The sequence below is a fragment of the Paenibacillus sp. FSL R5-0914 genome, assembly GCF_038004525.1.
Taxonomy (GTDB): Bacteria; Bacillota; Bacilli; order Paenibacillales; family Paenibacillaceae; genus Paenibacillus_AQ.
This window is the reverse complement of the sequence record NZ_JBBORH010000001.1, coordinates 3507945-3528231: the sequence shown is the minus strand read 5'-3', so window position 1 is coordinate 3528231 and position 20287 is coordinate 3507945. Positions and strand designations below refer to the sequence as shown.

Below are 20287 nucleotides of genomic sequence, written 5' to 3'. Positions count from 1 at the left end.
TTTTCCTACACACCCAACGTTTTGTTGATAGCTTCGATAACTCGGTCAGCTTGGAAAGGCTTCACAATAAAGTCTTTTGCTCCTGCTTGAATAGCATCGATAACCATAGCCTGCTGGCCCATGGCTGAACACATGATGACCTTAGCAGCCGGATCTACCTTCTTGATTTCTTTCAGGGCGGCGATTCCGTCCATCTCAGGCATAGTTATATCCATCGTGATGAGGTCCGGACGCAGTTCTTTAAATTTCTCTATAGCTTGAGAACCGTCCTGAGCTTCGCCCACTACTTCAAATCCGTTTTTCGACAAAATGTCACGGATCATCATTCTCATAAATGCTGCATCGTCCACGATTAGAATTCGGTTAGCCATTTTTACAAAATCCTCCCTAAGTATGCTTATTGTAATTTCTGAATTCGGTCCCACTGGCTGACGATATCCGTAACGCGTACGCCGAAGTTTTCGTCGATAACTACGACTTCACCTTTGGCAATAAGCTTGTTGTTAACCAAAATATCTACAGGCTCACCGGCGAGCTTGTCCAGCTCAATGATCGAGCCTTGAGACATTTCTAAAATATCTTTAATCTGCTTCTGGGTCCTTCCTAATTCTACGGTTACTCTAAGCGGTATGTCCATCAATAAATTTAAATTGTTTTCATCAATATGACCAAAAGCTCCACCGTTAAGGTTAGCAAATTGTACAGGCTGTACATTTACATTGCGATTCGCTTCAGGACTAAGCGGTGGTGTCTGCCCATAAGGCATGCCTTGAGGCGGCATTCCGTAGGGTGGCATCCCTGGCATGCCATACGCCGGCATTCCCGCTGGAGGATAATAATATCCGCCTTCTGGCATCCCTGGATAACCAGGCATCCCCTGCGGCGGGTACGGCGGAGGTGTTTCTCCTACGGGCTGTGAAGGCGCCTGTTGCACTGGAGGAGCTACAGGAGGCGTCTCTTGAGCTGGCTTAGCTGGAGTCTCTGTCGACGTAACTGCAGCCTCCTGCGCTGCAGGGCTTACATCACCCAGAAGCATCGTCACCATATCCTTAGCAAACTGGACAGGCAAGAGCTGCATAATAGTAGAGTCTATTAAATCTCCTATCTTAAGTCGGAACGAAATTCGAATTAAGGTTTCGTCATTGGGTAAGCTGCCGACACCTTCACCGCTGGACATGTTCAGAATGTCGATACCCGGAGGCGAAATATTAACAAACCGATTGAAGATCGTAGACATTGATGTGGCAGAAGAACCCATCATTTGGTTCATTGCTTCCTGCACAGCACTAATGTGAATTTCATTCAATTCTTCATCTTTAGGTTCGCCTTCTCCACCAAGCATTAAATCTGCGATGACCTGTGCATCCCTAATTTTAATAACAAGTGAGTTAATACCCTGAAATCCATCTACATATTCCACGTGTACAGCTACATGTGGTTTAGGAAAAGCCACTTCAAATTCCCCGCGTGTAATGATGGAAACTTGAGGGGTTGTAATATCAACCTTTTTCCCTAGTAATGTGGAAAGAGCTGTCGCTGCACTACCAAACGTTATATTACCGATTTCACCCAAAGCATCCTGTTCAAACGGTGTTAAATAGTCATTTACCGTTTTCTCTGAAGGAGCCAATGAGCCTTCCGCAGATTGTCTCAGAAGGGCGTCGATTTCTTCTTGGGATAAATAATCTTTACTCGTCAAATTCTTCAACTCCTTCACTGACAATCTCGTCTATTTGCACGGCTACCCGGTCTTTCACCATTCCAGGACTTCCGATGAACTTAAGCTTGTCCCCTACCTTAATCGAGAGTCCAGAATCTACATTCCTGTTTAGTGAGATCACGTCACCGACGCTAAGCCCAAGAAACTCAGATATAGATAAGCTCGATTCTCCAAGTTCAGCGACAATCGGCAGTTTCGCCTTATGAACTCTAGCTTTAATAGCTTCAAGTTCATCTGCATCCCGCGTCTTCTTCTCTGTTACAAACCATTGGTGAACAGATAGTCTAGACATTATTGGTTCCAGAACGACGTGCGGTATGCACAGATTGATCATACCTGTTGTATCTCCAATTTTGGTGCTTAACGAGATCAATGCAATGGTCTCATTTGGCGATACAATTTGCATGAACTGTGGGTTCGTTTCGAGCGCTTCCATGCGCGGATGGATATCCAGCACAGTCTTCCAAGCCTCCTGCAAACTCTCAAAACATCTGCTGAAGATACGCTCCATAATCGTTGTTTCGATTTCAGTTAAAGCATTAATCTTAGATGGCGCAGTCCCAAAACCGCCCAGCAATCTGTCCAGCATAGCGAAAGCGATGTTTGGATGAACTTCCATTACCATTCGACCTTCTAAAGGTTCGGCTTCAAAAATGTTCAGTATTGTCATTTTCGGAATGGAACGAATAAATTCATCATAAGGGAGCTGCTCTACTTGAACGACATTAATCTGCACAAAGGTGCGTAATTGGGCTGAAAAGTACGTTGTAAGATAGCGTGCGAAATTGTCATGAATCCTTGTAAGACTACGAATATGATCTTTAGAAAATCGAACAGCCCGTTTAAAGTCATAAGATCGGATCTTCTTCTGAGTTTCTTCCTTTTTAAGTTCATCGGCATCCATCTCACCTGAAGAAAGTGCAGCAAGTAGAGCATCTATTTCGTTTTGTGATAGTACATCAACCAATTCAATCACCCCCCTATCAAAGAATTATCATGCCTGAAGCTACATAGAAGCCAAAAGGTATTTGGTGACTTCGATCTGAGTGATTTTGCCTTCGGTCAATGTCTTATTGATCAGATTAACAAGCTTGCTGCTAAGCTGGTCTTTGCCATTTGCTCCATTAAGCTCCTCAGGTTTGGTATCTGCAAGCGTTTTGATAATAATCGGTTTGATTTTGATCTCTTTTATTTTTTCGAATGCTTCCTTTGATTTCGCAGAATTCAGTTGGAAGGCGAAATCTATTTGAACGATATAATCGGGATCAGCAAGATTTGTTTTGATATCTTTGATCTCTGCCGTTAATTCGACGATTTCATCTGCAGTTAAATACTTGGTTTCCACACTCTGAACCGCAGCATTTACATCATTCGAATCTTTCGGAAAGATCTTGTCCATTAATAAAAATGCGGCGATCACGATAAGTGTAATCGCAAGTAAAATCGTAAGTAACCATGGCAGCATCTTCTTCATGTTAGCTCCTCCATTGACTGGACTTTAATGGTGGCAGCATATGTGCCTATGTCCCTGTTATAATCCCGGATCTTCGTAATAACTTCATCAGCTTTTTCAAGCACGATCAGTCTTTTTCCGGTTACTAGCGTAATATATGTATCCGGGCTCTCTTCTACCATTTCTACCAGTAGGGCATTGATCCACATCGGTGTTCCATTTAATCTCGTTACCGATATCATAACAGGCCTCCTAACAAAAATAGGGGGAGGGGTACCTCCCCCACGACTCCGCGTTAATCTTTAAAAAAGATATTAAATTATTAATAAAATTAACGCTTCAGGTTAACTACTTCCTGCAGCACTTCATCAGAAGTCGTAATGATACGGGAGTTCGCCTGGAATCCACGTTGCGATACAATCATTTCTGTAAATTCATTCGTAAGATCCACATTGGACATTTCGAGTTGACCAGAAATGATAGCGCCAGTGCCATCTTCTGTATTATTCGCTGTAGTCGGAACAAGTTCGCCTTCTGCATTCGCATTAAGTGACATACGGTACAGATTACCACCAATTTTCTCTAAACCAGATGGATTAGTAACCTTGGCTACACCAATCTTCACTCCGCCTTGAGTCGTTCCATCCGACATGGTCTGAACAATCGTTCCATCATTGGAAATGGAGAACGCTGTTACATCATCACCCAGTTGAATGGGTCCACCATCGGAATCTAGCACATGAAGTCCGTCAGAAGTTACAAGATTACGTGCAGCATCTACATGAAAATCTCCTGCACGAGTCAAGAAGGGTGTTTCTTGATCTTCTGATAGCTTTACTAGGAAAAAACCATCTCCGTCAATGCGTAAATCTGTCGGGTTATTAGTAGTTTGAGCACTACCGGGTAAATGGAGTGTATCGATAGAAGCGATACTTACGCCTAGTCCGATTTGTTTAGCATTCATACCACCTGCACCATCATCACTAGGAGCAGTTACACCAGAAACAGTTTGACTCATAATGTCCTTGAACATAACCCGTCCTGATTTAAAACCAATTGTATTGACATTGGCAATGTTATTACCGATTACATCAAGCTTAGTCTGAAAGCCTCTCATCCCTGAAACCCCTGAATACATAGATCTTAACATTTGTGTTGTCCTCCCAGATTATAGAGTCCTAATAACTTACTAAGTGAATGGGACCGCGTCAGTCGGTCAGCGGCCGCCTCGGCTTTCCGTTAGGACCAGCCGGTTATGAAATCACAATTGCACTATCAATTTGCGTAAACACGTTATCTTTAATCGAATTCCCATCCATAGCGGTTACAACCGTACGATTCGGGACACTTACGATAAATGCCAAGTCCTTCATTAATATCAAGGATTCTTTACTGCCTTTGGCAGCAGCTTTATCCACAGCAGAAGAAATCTGATCCAGTTGACTGCTTCCAAGTTCAATTCCTCTTTGTTCAAGACGCTTAGCAGCATGATTGCTGAATTTTAGTAGCTTCTGTTGCAGTACGCTCTCAAAGGTGGCTTCTCCAGTCACAGTCTGCTTCGGTATCGAAGATCGCTGTAACGTTGAGGAATGTAGGGACGACGCAGGATACAGTTGGCCTATGGTCAGCCTGTCACTCATATTGTCGCCTCGCTTCCTCCGTTATTCTCCGGAGTATTACTATCTGTACCAGAACCATTCTCTGTTGTTGCGGGATTCTGAATTTGTGTAATATCGGTTAAAGCAATTCTGTCTTTCCCCACAACCGCATATTGAATCCCCTTGCTGACAACGATTGATTCAACGTTCCCTGTCTTAGGTAGATTTGTGGCGGTATCCGTCCATGTGATATCTTTACCAATCAAGCCGGATACTGAGCCAAGAGACTGATTCATTGATGTAAGCTGTGTAGAGATATTCATCAGCTGCTCAACAGATGTAAACTGTGCCATTTGAGCAATAAATTCTTTATCTTGCATCGGCTGCATCGGATCTTGATTCTGCAGCTGGGTGATCAATATCTTCAAAAACTGATCCTTACCCAATACAGAATTCCCTGTCGTTTTAGTAGATTCAGGAGTTGTATAATTCCACTGGTCTTTGGTAGAAACAGGAGGAGTTGTTGTTGTCGTCATAACCGTTCACCTCTCTTTCACTTGTGATAAGTTTAAGCTTTGGCAGAGAAGGAGTTCCCTTGATTATCATCTTCTTGCCCTGCGTTTGAAACCCAATCTTTCCATTCACCATTTAGCTCTGCGGCAAGAATGGCATCATTAGCTTCCTCACGACTTTCTTTGGAGCGTCTTCCCTGCTGACCACTTCCAGAACCAGGTTGGCGTCCTTCTTGACCCCACCCTGAATTGAGGGGGGTATTATTTTGTGTGACTTCCAATTTTTCTACTTGGAGGCCTTGAGACTGCAATGCCGCTCGAAGCTGGTTCATCTGCTGTTCCAACATATCCTTAGCTCCGGAATGTTCAGTCATAAACTGTGCAACCAGATGGCCGTTTTGCATAGTAATCTTAACATCTACTTGTCCGAGATTTTCTGGAAAGAGTGATATCGTAGCCTCAGCTACTCCGCCTTTTTGCACAATCTCCAATTTACCTGTAATAAAACCGGTCATTTCCTGTGCAAACTGATGAACGGGTACAGGAGCTACTGGAACCTCAGCCTTCAACGGAGCAGTAATTCCTCCCCTAAGAGCTAGTTGACCAGCAGTTACAACCTCATGATCTCCTTCTATGATAGTAGTTCCTGATGTGGAATCTTGAGCTGATTCTGCCTGCTTTGTTTCTCCAGTTGCACTGCTTTTAATCAATGGAGCGGTAAGCTCTGCTTCAGGATCTTGAACAGTTCCTGAGGTCACAGGCGAAGTTAGGACTGCTTCATTCTTAATTGCAGCTGCTTCCCCAGCACGGTTACTAAGGTTTTGAATGGTCTTGTCCGTCGTATTACCTTTGCTTTCAGTCACTATAGGTTGTTGTACAGATACACCAGAATTTTCATTTAAACTGGAGCTCTTTCCCTTACCCTTAATAGTGTTAGCGGAGGACTGTTCTAGTATAGCTGTAAAATTATTTAACAGGCTTATTCCTTTACTAGCAGCTTCTTCGTTCCCACTGACAGCAGCTTCCTGAATCATAGTAACTAAACTTTGCAAATCATCTTGAACAGCAAATCGCAGCGTATCCGCATGCTGAGCTAACGGCGACAAGCTTCCTGCCGACTCCGTATCAGATGTAGCATCACCCTCAGTCGCTTGACTTCCCGATAGAAGTGCTGATACCTGAAGAAGCCAAGCTTGCAAAGCTACCAGCACAGCAGGATCGCTATTGATGCTTTCATCTAGATTTTCAACATCAGCAGTTAGCTTCTCGATAAGATCAGAATTCTCCGAATCTTGTCCCCCTTGATCTTCTCCAGTTGTCTGCACTTCCTTTAAAAGACCTTGCAATAAAGAGGCTAGATTTCCCAGAAGCGGATCAGTAGGTACCGATGTGGTGTTAGCTGTGTTTCCTCCCATAGTTTGCACTAAAGTCTGCGCGAAAGGTACAGCAGCTGTTGTGCCAGTAGAAGTCGATGAGCTACCACTTGCAGCTGTAGCATTTGCGCTCACAAGCGATTGAACCACTAAACTCATATTATTTTTCACCTCCTTTCAATATTTATTTAGCACCCATCAAACGGTTAACAATCTTCGCGGTTTGCGCACTATCATTTTTAGTCATTTCCCCCAAAATCGAAGAACGAACACTATCACTTACGGTATTCATAATCGTTACTACTTTATCAGGGCTAATCTTATACATTTCTCCTAGTAGAGAAGCTGCATTGGCAGGCGTCATTGAACTAAAGGTTTGGTTCAACTTTTCCTTATCCAGATTTGTACTGGTTTTAGTTGTTTGAGTAGTGCCAGCTTCTTTTTTCAATCTAGATTGAAGAGCAGCAATTGCCATATCACCCGAAGAGGTAGTTTCTTTCAACTTAATCGTCACATCTGCCGCTTTTTGAGGATCCATTTTTTCCAGAATCGCAGTTTTACTCGCTTTATTCATTACGCTGAATATCTGCACCATCTCTTCTGTAGTCAAATTCTCCATAATCGGTGCAGCTTTGGAAGCTTTCATGCCCGCGTACAGCTTCGCCAGATCAGTAACCTGCTTCTGATAAGGGTCTTCTGTTTCCTCACTGTTTATTTCAGCAGCTGCAGCAGCTTCCGTCTTCATTCCTTCAATTTGCGACTCTAGCGCCTGAACCTTGGTATCCTGGGCTGTTTTTTCATCTGTGACCTTCATCAATTCATCTGCCTGCTGGGCAAGCTGAGCTTTGAGCTCCTTAATCGTTGAGTTTGAGCTCACTTCCTGCTTTTTGCTTTCTTCCTTCGGTTTAGAAGGATCTGTTGGCGGATCAGGAACCCATTTTTCCAGAATCGGAATTTTATTCGCAACTTCAAGCACGTTATTACGAATGTCCATATTAAAAAGCGTCAACAGTACTCCAAGCAGTACTAGCGTGAAGATAATCGGTATCATTAGAAATAAGAACCGCTCAAATTTCCCCGCTGACCCTTCATTTTCAAGTTCCATGTCATTATCAATATTAGCCACTAGCGGAAACCTCCCGGGTTAGAGGGATTTCATCGCGAAGCGGACGGTTGCCATCTCATCCAGTTCGTTTTGTTCCCGTAAAATCATACTTTGCTGAAACTGTGTCTCAGCCTTATCTTTTGCCTTTAACCATACTTTTTCATCTAATACCTTTGTGCTTAACTGATCTTGTTTCTTCAAGACTTCCTGATGTGCACTCCTAACGTCCGTATGTTTACGGGCAATGCATATATCCAGGTATTCTACATATTCTTGCATTTCACGAATCTTCGCCATAGGTGCCTTTTGTTCTGCGGCATTTTGTAAAGATAACATAATAGCGCTCCGCTGAAAGGTGAGTTCATCCAGGCTTCTTTCTTGTGCCTGCAATTCTCCAAGCGCGCTTGAGAGCATCCATTCTGCCTGTGTCTTCTCATTGCCCTTCAAGTCAACGACTTTTTGAAAAGTATAATGAAATCTCATGATACTGAATCAACTCCTCGAGAAGTGTGAAATTAAAGACTGTTGAACTTCAGCCAGCGTAACTTTTTCATTCACTCTTTGTTTGGTGAATTCCCATATACTGTCTATATACTCCATCGACTCATCGATTTGAGCATTGGAACCTCTCTGATACGCTCCGATATTAATTAAATCCTCTGAATCCTTGTACACGGCCATTAGTCGCTTAACATTCTCTGCAGCGGCGATCTGTTCTTCTGGCGCAATATCCTTCATTACACGACTAATGCTGGAAAGCACATCTATTGCTGGAAAATGTCCTTTGTTCGCAATACTTCGGTTAAGGACGATATGTCCATCGAGTATTCCTCTCACTGCATCAGCGATCGGCTCATTCATGTCATCACCATCAACCAATACAGTGTAAAAAGCTGTGATAGAGCCTGTAGGACCAGTTCCGGCGCGTTCTAGTAGTTTAGGTAAGCTTGCAAATACAGATGGTGTGTAACCTCTCATAGCTGGTGGTTCTCCGACTGCAAGTCCAACTTCACGTTGAGCCATAGCATAACGAGTGACCGAATCCATCATCAGCATCACATTAAGTCCACGATCCCGAAAATACTCAGCAATCGTAGTAGCAATAAGTGCTCCCTTAATTCGAATTAATGCAGGCTGATCAGATGTAGCGACAATAACGACTGACCTCTGCAAACCCTCAGGTCCCAAATCGCGTTCGATGAAATCCAGTACTTCCCTGCCACGTTCCCCAATCAGAGCGATAACATTAACATCTGCTGATGTATTACGTGCAATCATTCCCATGAGCGTACTTTTGCCGACCCCTGAACCAGCGAAAATCCCCACCCGCTGACCTTTACCAATTGTTAGCAAACCATCTATCGCTCTTACGCCGATGCTAATAGGTTCTTGCACTCGTGGTCTATTGAGTGGATTGGACGGAATGTTAAAGGTCGAACTATGTGGCATTCGAGCTGGGATCAGGGAACCATCAAGCGGTTGCCCTAGACCATCCAGTACCTTACCCAGCAATTCTGAACCCACCTGAACACTAAGCGGCTTGCCTGTTCCCACTACATCACAACCAGGTCCAATGGCCTGCAGTTCTCCAAGTGGCATTAATAGCACCTTGTTGTCACGGAAACCAACGACTTCAGCTTGCAGCGGCTTATTTCCTTTAGAAGGATAGATATAGCACACATCACCAATGCTAGCATCAGGTCCTTCCGATTCAACCATAAGACCGATAACCTGCGTCACTTTCCCATTGATCCTCACCGGATCGAGATTACGAAGTTGCTCCTTATAACGGTTACTATCAAGCATCTTCTTCCCCATTTCTCTGCTCATCGGTGTCCAGCGCGATTCTAACCAGCTCTTTCTTGATTTCTGCAAGCTGAGTATCAATTCGGGCATCTATGCTGCCAAAGGAGGAGCGGATTACACAACCTTGATCTTTCACAGTCGAGTCAGGCAAGATCTGTAGTTCAGCCTGCGAGTCAACCGCTAATGACAATTCTTCCCTTGCTGCGTTTACGAAAGCAAACTGCGCAGGTGATACACACAGTGAGATCAGCCCCTGCTCACGTTTACGAGCTAGATTCTTCCGAATCAAATCCATTGCAAACTGCGGCTCAACCGTTAACTGTCTGTCCACAATTTTCTCCGCAATATCACAGCTTAGCTCAACCAAGAAAGGTTCAGCTTCCTGAATAATGACATCCCTTGCCTTATAGGCTTCAGTTAAAACAGCACGCGCTTCATCCATCATCGCTGCAATTTTGAGCTTCATCTCTTGCTCAGCTTGAGAAACACCTTCTTGATACCCTAGCTGATAAGCCTCGGCTTTGACGGCCTCAACCAAATGTTCATCCTGCTCACGCCGCTCTTTCCACCACTCTTCAGCCTCCGCTTTTGAGGATTCAACAATCTGTTCCGCTTCAAGAGAGGCATTCCGTACTTGCTCTTCAGCAAATTCTTGGGCGTCTTTAAGCATTTGCTTACGTGCCACTTCAGCCTCTTCACGAGCGGGATCATGATAGTGAGTCTCGCTTACAGTCTCCTCTGGAACGGGCTCCTCAGTTAGGCCCGCATAGTGCCGGGCCTGCTCCAATCTTTTCAGTACATCAACTGGAACATACTGAGAATGCTTAATCAGCTTAGACAATGATGTCATCTCCTCCGCCACGAGCGATGATAATTTCTCCAGACTCTTCGAGTCTGCGGATCGTACCTACAATACGCGTTTGCGCTTCTTCTACATCACGCAACCGCACAGGACCCATGTACTCCATTTCTTCTCGGAATGTCTCTGCCATACGTTTGGACATATTCCGGAAAATAACATCTCGTACTTCTTCGCTTGCAACCTTAAGGGCAAGCTGCAGGTCCGCATTATCAATATCACGAATAATACGCTGAATCGAACGGTTATCCACATTGACAATATCCTCGAATACGAACATCCGCTTCTTGATTTCCTCGGCGAGCTCTGGATCTTGAATTTCGAGAGAATCCAGAATTGTACGCTCTGTCCCACGGTCAACACCATTCAAGATTTGTACGATTGATTCGATACCGCCAGCATTTGTATAATCCTGAGTTACTGTAGCAGAAAGCTTCTGCTCCAGCACTCGTTCAATTTGTGTAATGACCTCCGGAGAGGTGCTGTCCATTACAGCAATTCTTCTAGCCACCTCCGCCTGCTTCTCTTGAGGTAATGAGGAGAGAATAGCTGCGGCTTGTTCGAATTGCAGATAAGACAATACAAGTGCGATAGTCTGGACATTCTCATTCTGAATAAAGTTCAAAATCTGGTTTGGATCAGCCTTGCGTGCAAAATCGAAAGGTCTTACTTGCAAAGTCGCAGTCAAACGGTTAATGACCTCCATTGCTTTTGCGGAACCAAGTGCTTTCTCCAGAATCTCTTTGGCGTAGTTAATACCGCCTTGTGATATATATTCCTGGGCGAGGCATATCTGATGGAACTCAGACATGATCGACTCTTTTTCACTGCTGTCCACTTTACGGACATTGGCAATTTCAAGAGTTAATTGTTCAATCTCCTCGTCTCTTAAATGTTTGAATATTTGCGCCGATACCTCGGGCCCTAGTGTGATAAGCAGGATCGCGGCCTTTTGACGGCCACTAAGCCCCTGCTGACTAGCCTTTGCCATTAGTTCACCTCTGTTCGTCTGCAAGCCATGTACGCAGCAGATTTACGAATTCGTCTGGCTTTTTCTTAGCCAAACTTTCCAATTGCTTACGAACTTGACTGTCATTCGTCACACTTTCCAAATTAATAGATGGAAATTCGGTAGGAACCTGCAATGGAATGTCTTCATCTTCCTCTTCCACAGTCTTCTTACGACTCCGATAGATTAGATATCCTCCACCTGCTCCAACCAGCAATGCAGCTGCTCCGATAGCCCATAACATCCATGTGGCAAGACCACCTGGTGTTGTATTAGCAGCGGTTCCGCCAAATTGTTGAGAATACACCGAAACCTTTTTGGTTAAATCAGCGTCTGTATATGTAGTACCTGAATCTGCGAGCGAAGCACGAACAATATTTACCAAAATATTTTGAATTGCTGCTGATGTAGCAGCGTCCAAAGTATTTTGTCCTGTAGGTGGTTCAACTGCAACATTTATGGTTAAATCTTTAACAGTAAAGGGACTTGCGATAACATCCTTTGTAATTCGGTTTACTTCAAAGTTCCTCGTTTCAGAAGATTCTTCCGAAGTAGAAGTATCCGTACCGGCTTGTGAAGGATAGCCCGCTACATCTTGTGAACCAGTGCCTGCCACTCCGCCAGTTGTATTTCCTTGACCCGAATACGAATTACTAATGATTTGTGAACTGATCTCAATCCCCTTCATGTTCTCTGTATCCACAGGGGTTACGAGATTCTCCTTCCGGTTTTCCTTGTCAAAGTTCAGCTTCGAAAATACAAGAACATCAACTTTATCTGGACCCGTAAGAGTGCTAAGGAATTGTTTCACATCTTTCTTTACTTCTTCTTCGAATTTCTTCTGAAGAGCGAAGTTCTCTTCGACTTGGCTGGAAACTCCAGCTTGTCCACCTTTGGCCGTAGGCATTAACTCGACTTCATTATTAGCAATCGTAATGTTATCGATTGGTAGATTTGGAACAGCCGTCTTTACAAGGTTAAAGTACCCATCAATATTATCTTGAGTGGGTCTGAATCCCGGATTAAATGAAAGCACAACGGATGCAGATGCTTGCTCTTGGTCAGCCTGGGAAGCAAAAACTGTTTCTTTAGGCAGATTAATCAGCACTTTAGCATCCTTAATTCCTTGCATACGTCTCATTAACTGTTCTACTTCACCGTTTAATGCATTATTATACTTCACATTAAACTCACTATCTGTCGTCCCTATCATTGACGAATTTTCATTAAAGACCTTATAACCGATAGAGCCCCCCTGAACAATCCCCTGAGAACCGATATCCACCTTTATTCGAGCCGCTTCTGTGCTTGGCACGGAGATGCTCTTTCCATCTTGGCTTAATCGGTATGAAACACCTGCTGTATCCAAGTAGTTCATTACTCCAGCTGAATCTGTGCTGTCCAAATCTTGAAACGCTACTTCATATTCTGTCTTTGAAAGCTGCATGGTTAATACTACGATTATTATTAGAATGATAAACAATGTAGAAAAGAATAAAATCTTCTGTTTACCACTAAATCTGTTCCAATACAGGGTCACCTTCTCCCGATATTGGGCAAATCTTTCATTCACAGTGTCACCCCATCCGGAACTAAGCTAGGAATTAATTAAATTTGAGTTCTCATAATTTCTTGATAGGCTTCTATCACTTTGTTCCGGACTTGTGTAGTCAACTGCAAACTCAGTAAAGCCTGTTGGGAAGAAATCATCACCTCGTCTATGTTCACTTCTCCCAATACAAATTTATTACTCATATCCTTTGCTTGTTGTTCCTGATCTGCTACTTTAGTGAGTGCATTCTCAAGATAAGAACCAAAGCTCTCCATGGCATTAGCAGGAGTGGATGAAACTTCGGTAGATGTTGGTTTCATGGCAAGCTGCTGTACAGCTTGAACCCCATTAGTGATATTCTGTATCAACTGTTTCCCTCCTAAAAGTTTTGTAAGCATATGCTTCCTAGATTCACTTCGTACAAAACTCACTGTGGAAGCGTTCCTTGTGTTAATTACGTTTAGCGCCCAATTTCGAGTGCTTTACTTACCATAGCTTTAGATGCATTCAGCATCGTGACATTGGCTTCATAAGAACGTGATGCAGATAACATATCTACCATTTCTTTAGTAATATCTACGTTTGGCATATAGACATAACCTTCGGCATCCGCATCAGGATGGCTCGGGTTGTAAACTGGCTTTAACGGTGAAGTATCTTCTATAATGGACTGCACCTTTACACCTTCACTACTACTACCGTTTAATTTCGAATTTAGTATATTCGAGAACTTACTGCTTTCGGTAGCTTCCATAACAACAAGCTTTCGACGGTAAGGAACAGCTTTGCCATCAACCACCGATGCCCTTGTAGTTTCCGCATTGGCCACGTTGGAGGAAATCACGTCCATCCGCAATCGTTGAGCTGTTAATGCTGATGCACTTATCCCAAAACTACTCCCAAAGTTCATGCAATCTTATCCTCCTTGAATTACAGCTCGCATCATCGAAATTTGACTGTTGATCTGCTCGACATAAGAACTATACCTGAGTTGGTTCTCAGCACTTAACGCCATTTCTCGTTCTACATCCACATTGTTGTCGTTATTATTCATCGAGGTAGTTTCATCCGTACTAACGACAGCTGCTGGTACAATTCTATTACTACCAAATTGAAAATGTCGGGAGTCCGTTACCTTCGCGTTAAGTGTAGGTTTTATTCCACTTTCTTGTTGCTGAAGGAAACTTTCGAATGAAACATCAGAACGTTTGAAATTTGGCGTATCTTCGTTAGCCACATTATTCGCTAGAACATTTTGTCGTTTGTAGGCAGCATCAATGCCTCCCTGCAATCGTTGAAAACTGACACTATTCAGCAATCCCAAGATAATTCCTCCTTTCAAAGCTATCATAATGAAATGAATTCCACAACTTTCCTTAAAAAACCTGCTTGATTTCGACAAATAAAGTATAAAAGTCCTCTATTTATCAGTTTCTACGTCGAACCTTGTCGCAAAGTATAACTTATTAGTATTTTCACATACATTGATTTTCATTTAATTTGTATATTATTACAATAAGAAATAAGCCCTATCTTTTTAGAAAAGACAGGGCTTTTAGCACTTTATTGCTATTTTATTCCTTTTTTAACTCAAAATTATCTTTTTAATTGCATCTTTTTACATTTTTTTACCTATTAATGACACTAAATTGTAATTTTCTAATTCAATATGCCCAAATCCAAAAGAATAGAATTTGTCGCATTAAAGAATATACTGACTTAGATCACGATCCTGTGCAATACTTGCCAATTTCTCACGCACATACTCTGGTGTAATAACCATAGTGTCCAGCGTCAGCTCAGGTGCTTCAAAAGAAAGATCCTCCAATAACTTCTCCAAAATCGTATGAAGACGCCGAGCACCTATGTTCTCCATATTTTGATTCACTGAAGCAGCTATTTTGGCAATTTCATAAATAGCATCTTTCTGGAACTCCACTTCAATGTCCTCGGTTTTTAACAAATTAACATATTGTTTCGTCAAAGCGTTCTCTGGCTCTGTTAAGATGGAAACAAAATCCTCCAGTGTCAGACTGCTTAGTTCTACGCGAATCGGAAAACGCCCCTGAAGCTCTGGAATCAGATCAGAAGGTTTAGCAACATGAAAAGCCCCGGCAGCCATGAAGAGCACGTAGTCCGTCTTCACAGGACCGTATTTTGTCATGATTGTAGAACCCTCTACAATTGGAAGGATATCTCTTTGCACACCTTCACGTGATACATCAGGGCCCGAACCCTTACCTTGACTTGCAACCTTATCAATCTCATCGATAAAAATAATACCCGATTGTTCAGCGCGTGTCACAGATTCCTGAATGACATCATCCATATCAATCAGTTTGGTTGCTTCATCCTGAATTAGCACTTTACGAGCCTCACGGATAGGAAGCTTGCGCTTCTTCGTCCGCTTCGGAAGCAAGCTGCCAAACATTTCTTGCATATTCATCCCCATCTGGTCGTTCCCTTGCCCTGCAAACATATCCAGCATAGATGGCGCTGTATCCTCAACATCTATTTCAATGATATCTTCTTCCAATTGACCAGCTAGCAGCTTAAATCTAACCCCGCGACGGCGTTCGCTTAAGCTTCCATCTGGTTCGGAATCTTCTTTAGAATCCTCTTGTGAAGAGTTCCCGCCAAAAATCATCTCAAAAGGATTCTTCTGAGATTTATTTTTTGAAGACGAAGGCACTAAAATAGAGACAATCCGCTCATTAGCCAGTTCTTCTGCACGATCCTTCACCTTTTCCGTACGCTCTAGCTTCACCATACGAATAGAGGTCTCAACTAAATCACGCACCATAGACTCCACATCTCGCCCTACATAACCCACCTCAGTGAATTTGGTTGCCTCCACTTTGATGAACGGAGCATTAACGAGCTTAGCTAGACGCCGAGCAATCTCAGTTTTCCCTACACCAGTAGGTCCGATCATCAAGATGTTCTTAGGAACAACTTCATCACGCAGTTCCTCAGCCAGCAGACTGCGCCGATAACGATTACGAAGGGCAACAGCTACCGATTTCTTAGCTTGTTTCTGACCTACAATATATTTATCCAATTCAGCTACGATTTGACGGGGTGTTAGCGATTGATTCACCATCGTGAATTCCTCCTTGTCTCTATGGCACTGAGCCTATAATTGCTCAACAATAATATTGGAGTTAGTATACACACATATTTCTGATGCAATCTGAAGAGCTTCACGAGCGATATCCGCAGCAGCAAGATTTGGAGCATGACGTTTGAGCGCGCGACCGGAAGCAAGTGCAAAGTTACCACCGGAACCAATAGCGAGCACATCATCATCTGGCTCGATAATTTCACCATTTCCGGAGATCAAGAGCATTCCTTCCTTGTCCATAACAATCATCAATGCCTCAAGTTTTCGAAGAATACGATCTTGACGCCAGTCTTTCGCCAATTCTACGGCTGCCCGTTGCAGGTTTCCATGATGCTCCTCCAACTTGCCTTCGAATTTTTCGAACAAAGTGATAGCATCGGCCACAGATCCTGCAAACCCTGCTATTACTTGTCCTCTGTATAAGCGACGAACTTTTCTGGCCGTCGTCTTCATAATTACACTCTCTCCGAATGTAACCTGACCATCACCTGCTATAGCTGCCTGTCCGTTATGTCTTACAGCACAAATTGTAGTCGCATGAAAGCTGGGTACCATGATTGTAGTTACCTCCTTAAGATGGGCTTTGTTCAAAAATAAGAAGTATACGTTTCACGTTATACATTATCCTTATATTTCTCGCTTAAACGCTAACGCTTATCATCCTTATAAGGACGCCCAAGGCGCTTATTCTTGGTTGTCGATAGCCTCCGGCTCTTTATAGGCAAGGCCCGTACCATTGGCGTACTCGGCAAGACTGTCTAGTGCACGATGCGCTAACATCTCATTCTTTTCTTTCTTATTACGAATTTTCTTCTCCACCTTCGGCAGAAGACCAAAATTGGCATTCATAGGCTGAAAATGCTCCGGATCAGCAGAAGTGATATAGGCAGGCATACTACCAAGCACCGTGTCTTGTGGGAAGATCAGTCCTTCTTGACCAAGTGCGGCTCTAGCAGCGTTAATGCCAGCAATCAGACCTGAAGCTGCTGATTCCACATAACCTTCCACGCCAGTCATCTGTCCAGCAAAGTACAGCCTTTCTTTACCCTTCATTTGATAAGTAGGATGCAAGAGTTTAGGAGAATTAATAAAGGTATTTCTGTGCATTACACCATACCGAACGTATTCAGCGTTCTCAAGACCTGGAATCAGCGAGAATACCCGCTTCTGTTCGCCCCATTTCAAGTGCGTTTGAAAGCCCACCAGATTGTAAAGCGTTCCAGCAGCGTTATCCTGACGAAGCTGTACTACCGCGTAAGGTAGCTTACCTGTGTGCGGATTGATAAGCCCAACAGGCTTCATTGGACCAAACAATGCAGTTTGCTTACCGCGCTTCATCATGATTTCGATAGGCATACAGCCCTCAAAGTATATCTCTTTCTCAAAATCCTTGAGTGCCGCCGTCTCTGCAGAAATCAACGCATCATAAAACACGTCAAACTCCTCTTCAGTCATAGGACAGTTCAGATATGCTGCTTCCCCTTTGTCATAACGGGAAGCCAGATACACTTTATTCATATCAATACTGTCTTTCTCAACAATTGGTGCTGCAGCATCATAAAAATAGAAATACTCTTCACCTAATAGACCCTTAATTTCAGCAGATAATGCAGGGGAAGTTAGTGGACCCGTTGCAATAACAACAATCCCTTCCTCCGGTATATGCGTAAGTTCTTCATTTATGACTTCAACGAGCGGATGATTATGCAATGTACTCGTAATTTCTCCCGAGAAACCATCCCGATCCACGGCAAGTGCACCGCCAGCAGGTACAGCGTGGCGATCAGCCGCACCTAATACAAGAGAGTTTAAACGTCGCATTTCTTCCTTTAATACACCCACCGCATTGCCTAAACCATTTGCACGCAAGGAGTTGCTGCATACTAGTTCTGCGAATTGATTGGTGTGGTGTGCTGGCGTCTTCACCACTGGTCTCATTTCATACAATCTTACCGGTACGCCTTGAGAGGCTATTTGCCAGGCCGCTTCACTTCCTGCGAGACCTGCTCCAATTACTGTTACCTTTGCTGTATCTGTCACTGTCTTATTTCCTCCTGTAGAGACTATTATTCTGCTAACTCTTCTTCGTTGTCTAAAACTGCCTCTGTATGGTCACAAGACGTACATTGCAGTTTGGTGCCTTGCTTATTGCGTTTCTCAATCATCCAAGCCCCGCAAGATGGACATGGTTTAGTGGATGGTCTATCCCAAGAGACGAAATCACACCCAGGATATTGATCGCAGCCATAGAAGACACGCCCTTTTTTGCTACGACGCTCTACAACTTTTCCTTCATTACATTTAGGGCAAGTTACACCAATATCTTTGATAATCGGCTTCGTATTTCGGCAATCTGGAAAGCCAGAACATGCTAGGAACTTCCCAAAGCGTCCTAATTTATATACAAGTGGTTTACCACATTTCTCGCAGATCTCATCAGAGACTTCATCTTCAATCTCAATTTCTTTCATTTCTTCTTCGGCAAACACTAAGCGCTTCTCGAAAGACTCGTAAAATTCAGCAAGAACCTTCACCCAATCTTCTGAGCCTTCTTCCACATGGTCAAGATCGCCTTCCATATTAGCCGTAAACTCTACGTTCAATATTTCCGGGAAAAATTGTTCCATCTGCTCGATGACAAGTTCTCCAAGCTCTGTAGGCATGAATTTTTTCTCTTCAATCGCTACATAACCACGCTTCTGAATCGTTTCAAGCGTTGGTGCATACGTACTTGGGCGTCCTATCCCTAATTCCTCAAGTGTCTTTACAAGCCTTGCTTCTGTATATCGCGGTGGTGGCTGTGTAAAATGCTGCTTCGGCTCGATCTCTTGCTTATTTAAAGCATCTCCCGCTTCAAGAGGCGGTAAATACTTATCTTCATCTGTAGTTCCATCATCGTTACCTTCCACGTAAACCTTCATGAACCCTGGGAATGAAACCTTCGAACCCACCGCTCTGAATGTGGCTGTACCTGCTTCTATATCAACCGAGAGTGTATCAAGAAGAGCAGACGCCATTTGACTGGATACGAACCGCTCCCACACCAGCTTGTAAAGACGGAATTGATCCCGGCTTAAGAACTCTTTGACCATTTCCGGTTCACGAAGTGCTGAAGTTGGTCGGATCGCTTCATGCGCTTCTTGCGCTCCAGCCGCTTTCTTTGAATACTGGCGAGGGGCTTCAGGTAAGAACTTTTCACCATACTTAGCAGTAATCAGCTCTTTAGCTTCATCCTGTGCAGTGACAGATAAACGTGTCGAGTCCGTACGCATATAGGTGATCAAACCTACGGTTCCCTCTTTGCCTAGTTCCACACCTTCGTATAATTGCTGGGCAACAGACATTGTCTTAGCTGCACGGAATCCAAGCTTACGAGCTGCTTCCTGTTGAAGGGAACTTGTTGTAAAAGGAGCCGAAGGATGCCGTTGTCTTTCCTTCTCCTTCACATTACTTACCTTAAAAGCTGCGTTCTTGATTGCCTCAAGGACCTCTTGAACATCGCTTTCCTGATTAAGTTCCTTCTTCACACCATTCAGCTTATGAAACTTAGCTTCAAAGACAGAATCTCGAATCCCAAGTTTAGCTGTAATACTCCAATATTCAGTAGGTACAAAAGCGGAGATTTCATTCTCACGATCCATTATGATCTTTACAGCTACAGATTGAACACGTCCAGCAGATAACCCTTTTTTGACTTTCTTCCATAATAGAGGGCTAATCTTGTAACCTACTAGCCGATCCAGTATACGTCTTGCCTGCTGTGCATTCACAAGATCCATGTTAATCTTGCGTGGCGTCTTAAAAGCATCCTTCACCGCTTGTTTGGTGATCTCATTAAATACAACTCGGCATTCCTGTGTATTATCTAAATCCAGGGCATGTGCCAAGTGCCAAGCAATCGCTTCTCCTTCGCGATCGGGGTCAGCTGCGAGATAGACTTTTTTCACTTTTTTACTAGCATCTTTCAATTCCTTCAATATAGAACCTTTACCACGAATCGTAATATATTTGGGATTGAAATCATTCTCCACCTCAACACCAATTTGACTCTTCGGTAGATCTCTGATGTGTCCCATAGATGCCTTTACAATATACTTACTACCTAGATATTTGCCAATTGTCTTCGCTTTCGCGGGCGATTCGACAATAACCAATGCATCTGCCATAGACTCTTCC

General features: G+C 43.5%; 22 protein-coding genes. All 22 read right to left on the bottom strand.

Annotated features, from left to right (window positions below):
- Nucleotides 1–5: 5 nt before the first annotated feature.
- Entirely contained in the window at nt 6–371 is a 366-nt protein-coding gene (locus MKX60_RS15655; protein WP_036688523.1) for a response regulator, read from the bottom strand.
- A 26-nt stretch (nt 372–397) separates the two neighbouring features.
- Nucleotides 398–1699 (bottom strand): flagellar motor switch phosphatase FliY, encoded by a 1302-nt coding sequence (gene fliY, locus MKX60_RS15650; RefSeq protein ID WP_042189443.1) that lies wholly within the window; start codon nt 1697–1699, stop codon nt 398–400.
- Nucleotides 1689–2687 carry a flagellar motor switch protein FliM gene (fliM, locus tag MKX60_RS15645; protein ID WP_076285420.1) on the bottom strand — a complete coding sequence of 333 codons (999 nt, stop codon included), beginning with the start codon at nt 2685–2687 and terminating at the stop codon, nt 1689–1691. The genes fliY and fliM overlap by 11 nt, the downstream gene beginning before the upstream one ends.
- A gap of 39 nt (nt 2688–2726) precedes the next feature.
- Entirely contained in the window at nt 2727–3194 is a 468-nt protein-coding gene (locus MKX60_RS15640; protein WP_042189445.1) for a flagellar basal body-associated FliL family protein, read from the bottom strand.
- Nucleotides 3191–3415 (bottom strand): flagellar FlbD family protein, encoded by a 225-nt coding sequence (locus MKX60_RS15635; RefSeq protein WP_042128923.1) that lies wholly within the window; start codon nt 3413–3415, stop codon nt 3191–3193. The genes MKX60_RS15640 and MKX60_RS15635 overlap by 4 nt, the downstream gene beginning before the upstream one ends.
- Before the next feature lie 89 nt (nt 3416–3504).
- Nucleotides 3505–4323 carry a flagellar basal body rod protein FlgG gene (gene flgG, locus MKX60_RS15630; protein ID WP_076285419.1) on the bottom strand — a complete coding sequence of 273 codons (819 nt, stop codon included), beginning with the start codon at nt 4321–4323 and terminating at the stop codon, nt 3505–3507.
- Nucleotides 4324–4426: 103 nt separating this feature from the next.
- On the bottom strand, nt 4427–4813 hold the full coding sequence (locus MKX60_RS15625) for a TIGR02530 family flagellar biosynthesis protein (protein WP_341060241.1): 387 nt from the start codon (nt 4811–4813) through the stop codon (nt 4427–4429).
- Entirely contained in the window at nt 4810–5307 is a 498-nt protein-coding gene (locus MKX60_RS15620) for a flagellar hook capping FlgD N-terminal domain-containing protein (RefSeq protein WP_076285418.1), read from the bottom strand. The genes MKX60_RS15625 and MKX60_RS15620 overlap by 4 nt, the downstream gene beginning before the upstream one ends.
- Before the next feature lie 32 nt (nt 5308–5339).
- Nucleotides 5340–6815 carry a flagellar hook-length control protein FliK gene (locus MKX60_RS15615; RefSeq protein WP_341060240.1) on the bottom strand — a complete coding sequence of 492 codons (1476 nt, stop codon included), beginning with the start codon at nt 6813–6815 and terminating at the stop codon, nt 5340–5342.
- 25 nt (nt 6816–6840) lie between these two features.
- Nucleotides 6841–7782: a MotE family protein gene (locus MKX60_RS15610; protein WP_341060239.1), complete on the bottom strand. Its 942-nt coding sequence runs from the start codon at nt 7780–7782 to the stop codon at nt 6841–6843.
- Between the two features lie 18 nt (nt 7783–7800).
- Nucleotides 7801–8244, bottom strand: coding sequence for a flagellar export protein FliJ (fliJ, locus tag MKX60_RS15605; RefSeq protein ID WP_339242131.1), 444 nt, complete (start codon nt 8242–8244; stop codon nt 7801–7803).
- Between the two features lie 9 nt (nt 8245–8253).
- Nucleotides 8254–9579 carry a flagellar protein export ATPase FliI gene (fliI, locus tag MKX60_RS15600; protein ID WP_042128931.1) on the bottom strand — a complete coding sequence of 442 codons (1326 nt, stop codon included), beginning with the start codon at nt 9577–9579 and terminating at the stop codon, nt 8254–8256.
- On the bottom strand, nt 9560–10408 hold the full coding sequence (locus tag MKX60_RS15595) for a FliH/SctL family protein (protein WP_042189449.1): 849 nt from the start codon (nt 10406–10408) through the stop codon (nt 9560–9562). The genes fliI and MKX60_RS15595 overlap by 20 nt, the downstream gene beginning before the upstream one ends.
- A complete protein-coding gene (fliG, locus tag MKX60_RS15590; RefSeq protein ID WP_042128934.1) occupies nt 10401–11417 on the bottom strand; it encodes a flagellar motor switch protein FliG in 1017 nt (338 codons plus the stop codon). Before fliG ends, MKX60_RS15595 begins: the two co-directional genes overlap by 8 nt.
- Before the next feature lie 4 nt (nt 11418–11421).
- Nucleotides 11422–13008 (bottom strand): flagellar basal-body MS-ring/collar protein FliF, encoded by a 1587-nt coding sequence (gene fliF / locus MKX60_RS15585; RefSeq protein ID WP_076299244.1) that lies wholly within the window; start codon nt 13006–13008, stop codon nt 11422–11424.
- A gap of 35 nt (nt 13009–13043) precedes the next feature.
- Nucleotides 13044–13355, bottom strand: coding sequence for a flagellar hook-basal body complex protein FliE (gene fliE / locus MKX60_RS15580; RefSeq protein ID WP_042189451.1), 312 nt, complete (start codon nt 13353–13355; stop codon nt 13044–13046).
- Nucleotides 13356–13447: 92 nt separating this feature from the next.
- Nucleotides 13448–13897 (bottom strand): flagellar basal body rod protein FlgC, encoded by a 450-nt coding sequence (flgC, locus tag MKX60_RS15575; protein WP_076285414.1) that lies wholly within the window; start codon nt 13895–13897, stop codon nt 13448–13450.
- Between the two features lie 6 nt (nt 13898–13903).
- Nucleotides 13904–14311 (bottom strand): flagellar basal body rod protein FlgB, encoded by a 408-nt coding sequence (gene flgB, locus MKX60_RS15570; protein ID WP_076299245.1) that lies wholly within the window; start codon nt 14309–14311, stop codon nt 13904–13906.
- A 378-nt stretch (nt 14312–14689) separates the two neighbouring features.
- The gene (gene hslU, locus MKX60_RS15565) at nt 14690–16090 is read right to left on the bottom strand and encodes an ATP-dependent protease ATPase subunit HslU (protein ID WP_076299246.1); all 1401 of its coding nucleotides are present in this window, start codon (nt 16088–16090) and stop codon (nt 14690–14692) included.
- A 33-nt stretch (nt 16091–16123) separates the two neighbouring features.
- On the bottom strand, nt 16124–16666 hold the full coding sequence (gene hslV / locus MKX60_RS15560) for an ATP-dependent protease subunit HslV (protein ID WP_042189455.1): 543 nt from the start codon (nt 16664–16666) through the stop codon (nt 16124–16126).
- A gap of 129 nt (nt 16667–16795) precedes the next feature.
- The gene (gene trmFO / locus MKX60_RS15555) at nt 16796–18178 is read right to left on the bottom strand and encodes an FADH(2)-oxidizing methylenetetrahydrofolate--tRNA-(uracil(54)-C(5))-methyltransferase TrmFO (RefSeq protein WP_143764098.1); all 1383 of its coding nucleotides are present in this window, start codon (nt 18176–18178) and stop codon (nt 16796–16798) included.
- Nucleotides 18178–20277, bottom strand: a complete 2100-nt coding sequence (topA, locus tag MKX60_RS15550; RefSeq protein WP_042189457.1) for a type I DNA topoisomerase — start codon at nt 20275–20277, stop codon at nt 18178–18180. The genes trmFO and topA overlap by 1 nt, the downstream gene beginning before the upstream one ends.
- Between the last annotated feature and the right edge of the window lie 10 nt (nt 20278–20287).

Excerpts from the sequence above, each read along its gene's own strand:
- hslV (WP_042189455.1), bottom strand. The coding sequence starts at position 16,666 with ATGGTACCCAGCTTTCATGCGACTACAATTTGTGCTGTAAGACATAAC.
- MKX60_RS15615 (WP_341060240.1), bottom strand. The coding sequence starts at position 6,815 with ATGAGTTTAGTGGTTCAATCGCTTGTGAGCGCAAATGCTACAGCTGCA.
- fliI (WP_042128931.1), bottom strand. The coding sequence starts at position 9,579 with ATGGGGAAGAAGATGCTTGATAGTAACCGTTATAAGGAGCAACTTCGT.
- flgC (WP_076285414.1), bottom strand. The coding sequence starts at position 13,897 with ATGAACTTTGGGAGTAGTTTTGGGATAAGTGCATCAGCATTAACAGCT.
- hslU (WP_076299246.1), bottom strand. The coding sequence starts at position 16,090 with ATGGTGAATCAATCGCTAACACCCCGTCAAATCGTAGCTGAATTGGAT.
- fliG (WP_042128934.1), bottom strand. The coding sequence starts at position 11,417 with ATGGCAAAGGCTAGTCAGCAGGGGCTTAGTGGCCGTCAAAAGGCCGCG.
- MKX60_RS15625 (WP_341060241.1), bottom strand. The coding sequence starts at position 4,813 with ATGAGTGACAGGCTGACCATAGGCCAACTGTATCCTGCGTCGTCCCTA.
- MKX60_RS15640 (WP_042189445.1), bottom strand. The coding sequence starts at position 3,194 with ATGAAGAAGATGCTGCCATGGTTACTTACGATTTTACTTGCGATTACA.
- flgG (WP_076285419.1), bottom strand. The coding sequence starts at position 4,323 with ATGTTAAGATCTATGTATTCAGGGGTTTCAGGGATGAGAGGCTTTCAG.
- fliJ (WP_339242131.1), bottom strand. The coding sequence starts at position 8,244 with ATGAGATTTCATTATACTTTTCAAAAAGTCGTTGACTTGAAGGGCAAT.
- topA (WP_042189457.1), bottom strand. The coding sequence starts at position 20,277 with ATGGCAGATGCATTGGTTATTGTCGAATCGCCCGCGAAAGCGAAGACA.
- MKX60_RS15635 (WP_042128923.1), bottom strand. The coding sequence starts at position 3,415 with ATGATATCGGTAACGAGATTAAATGGAACACCGATGTGGATCAATGCC.
- MKX60_RS15620 (WP_076285418.1), bottom strand. The coding sequence starts at position 5,307 with ATGACGACAACAACAACTCCTCCTGTTTCTACCAAAGACCAGTGGAAT.
- MKX60_RS15655 (WP_036688523.1), bottom strand. The coding sequence starts at position 371 with ATGGCTAACCGAATTCTAATCGTGGACGATGCAGCATTTATGAGAATG.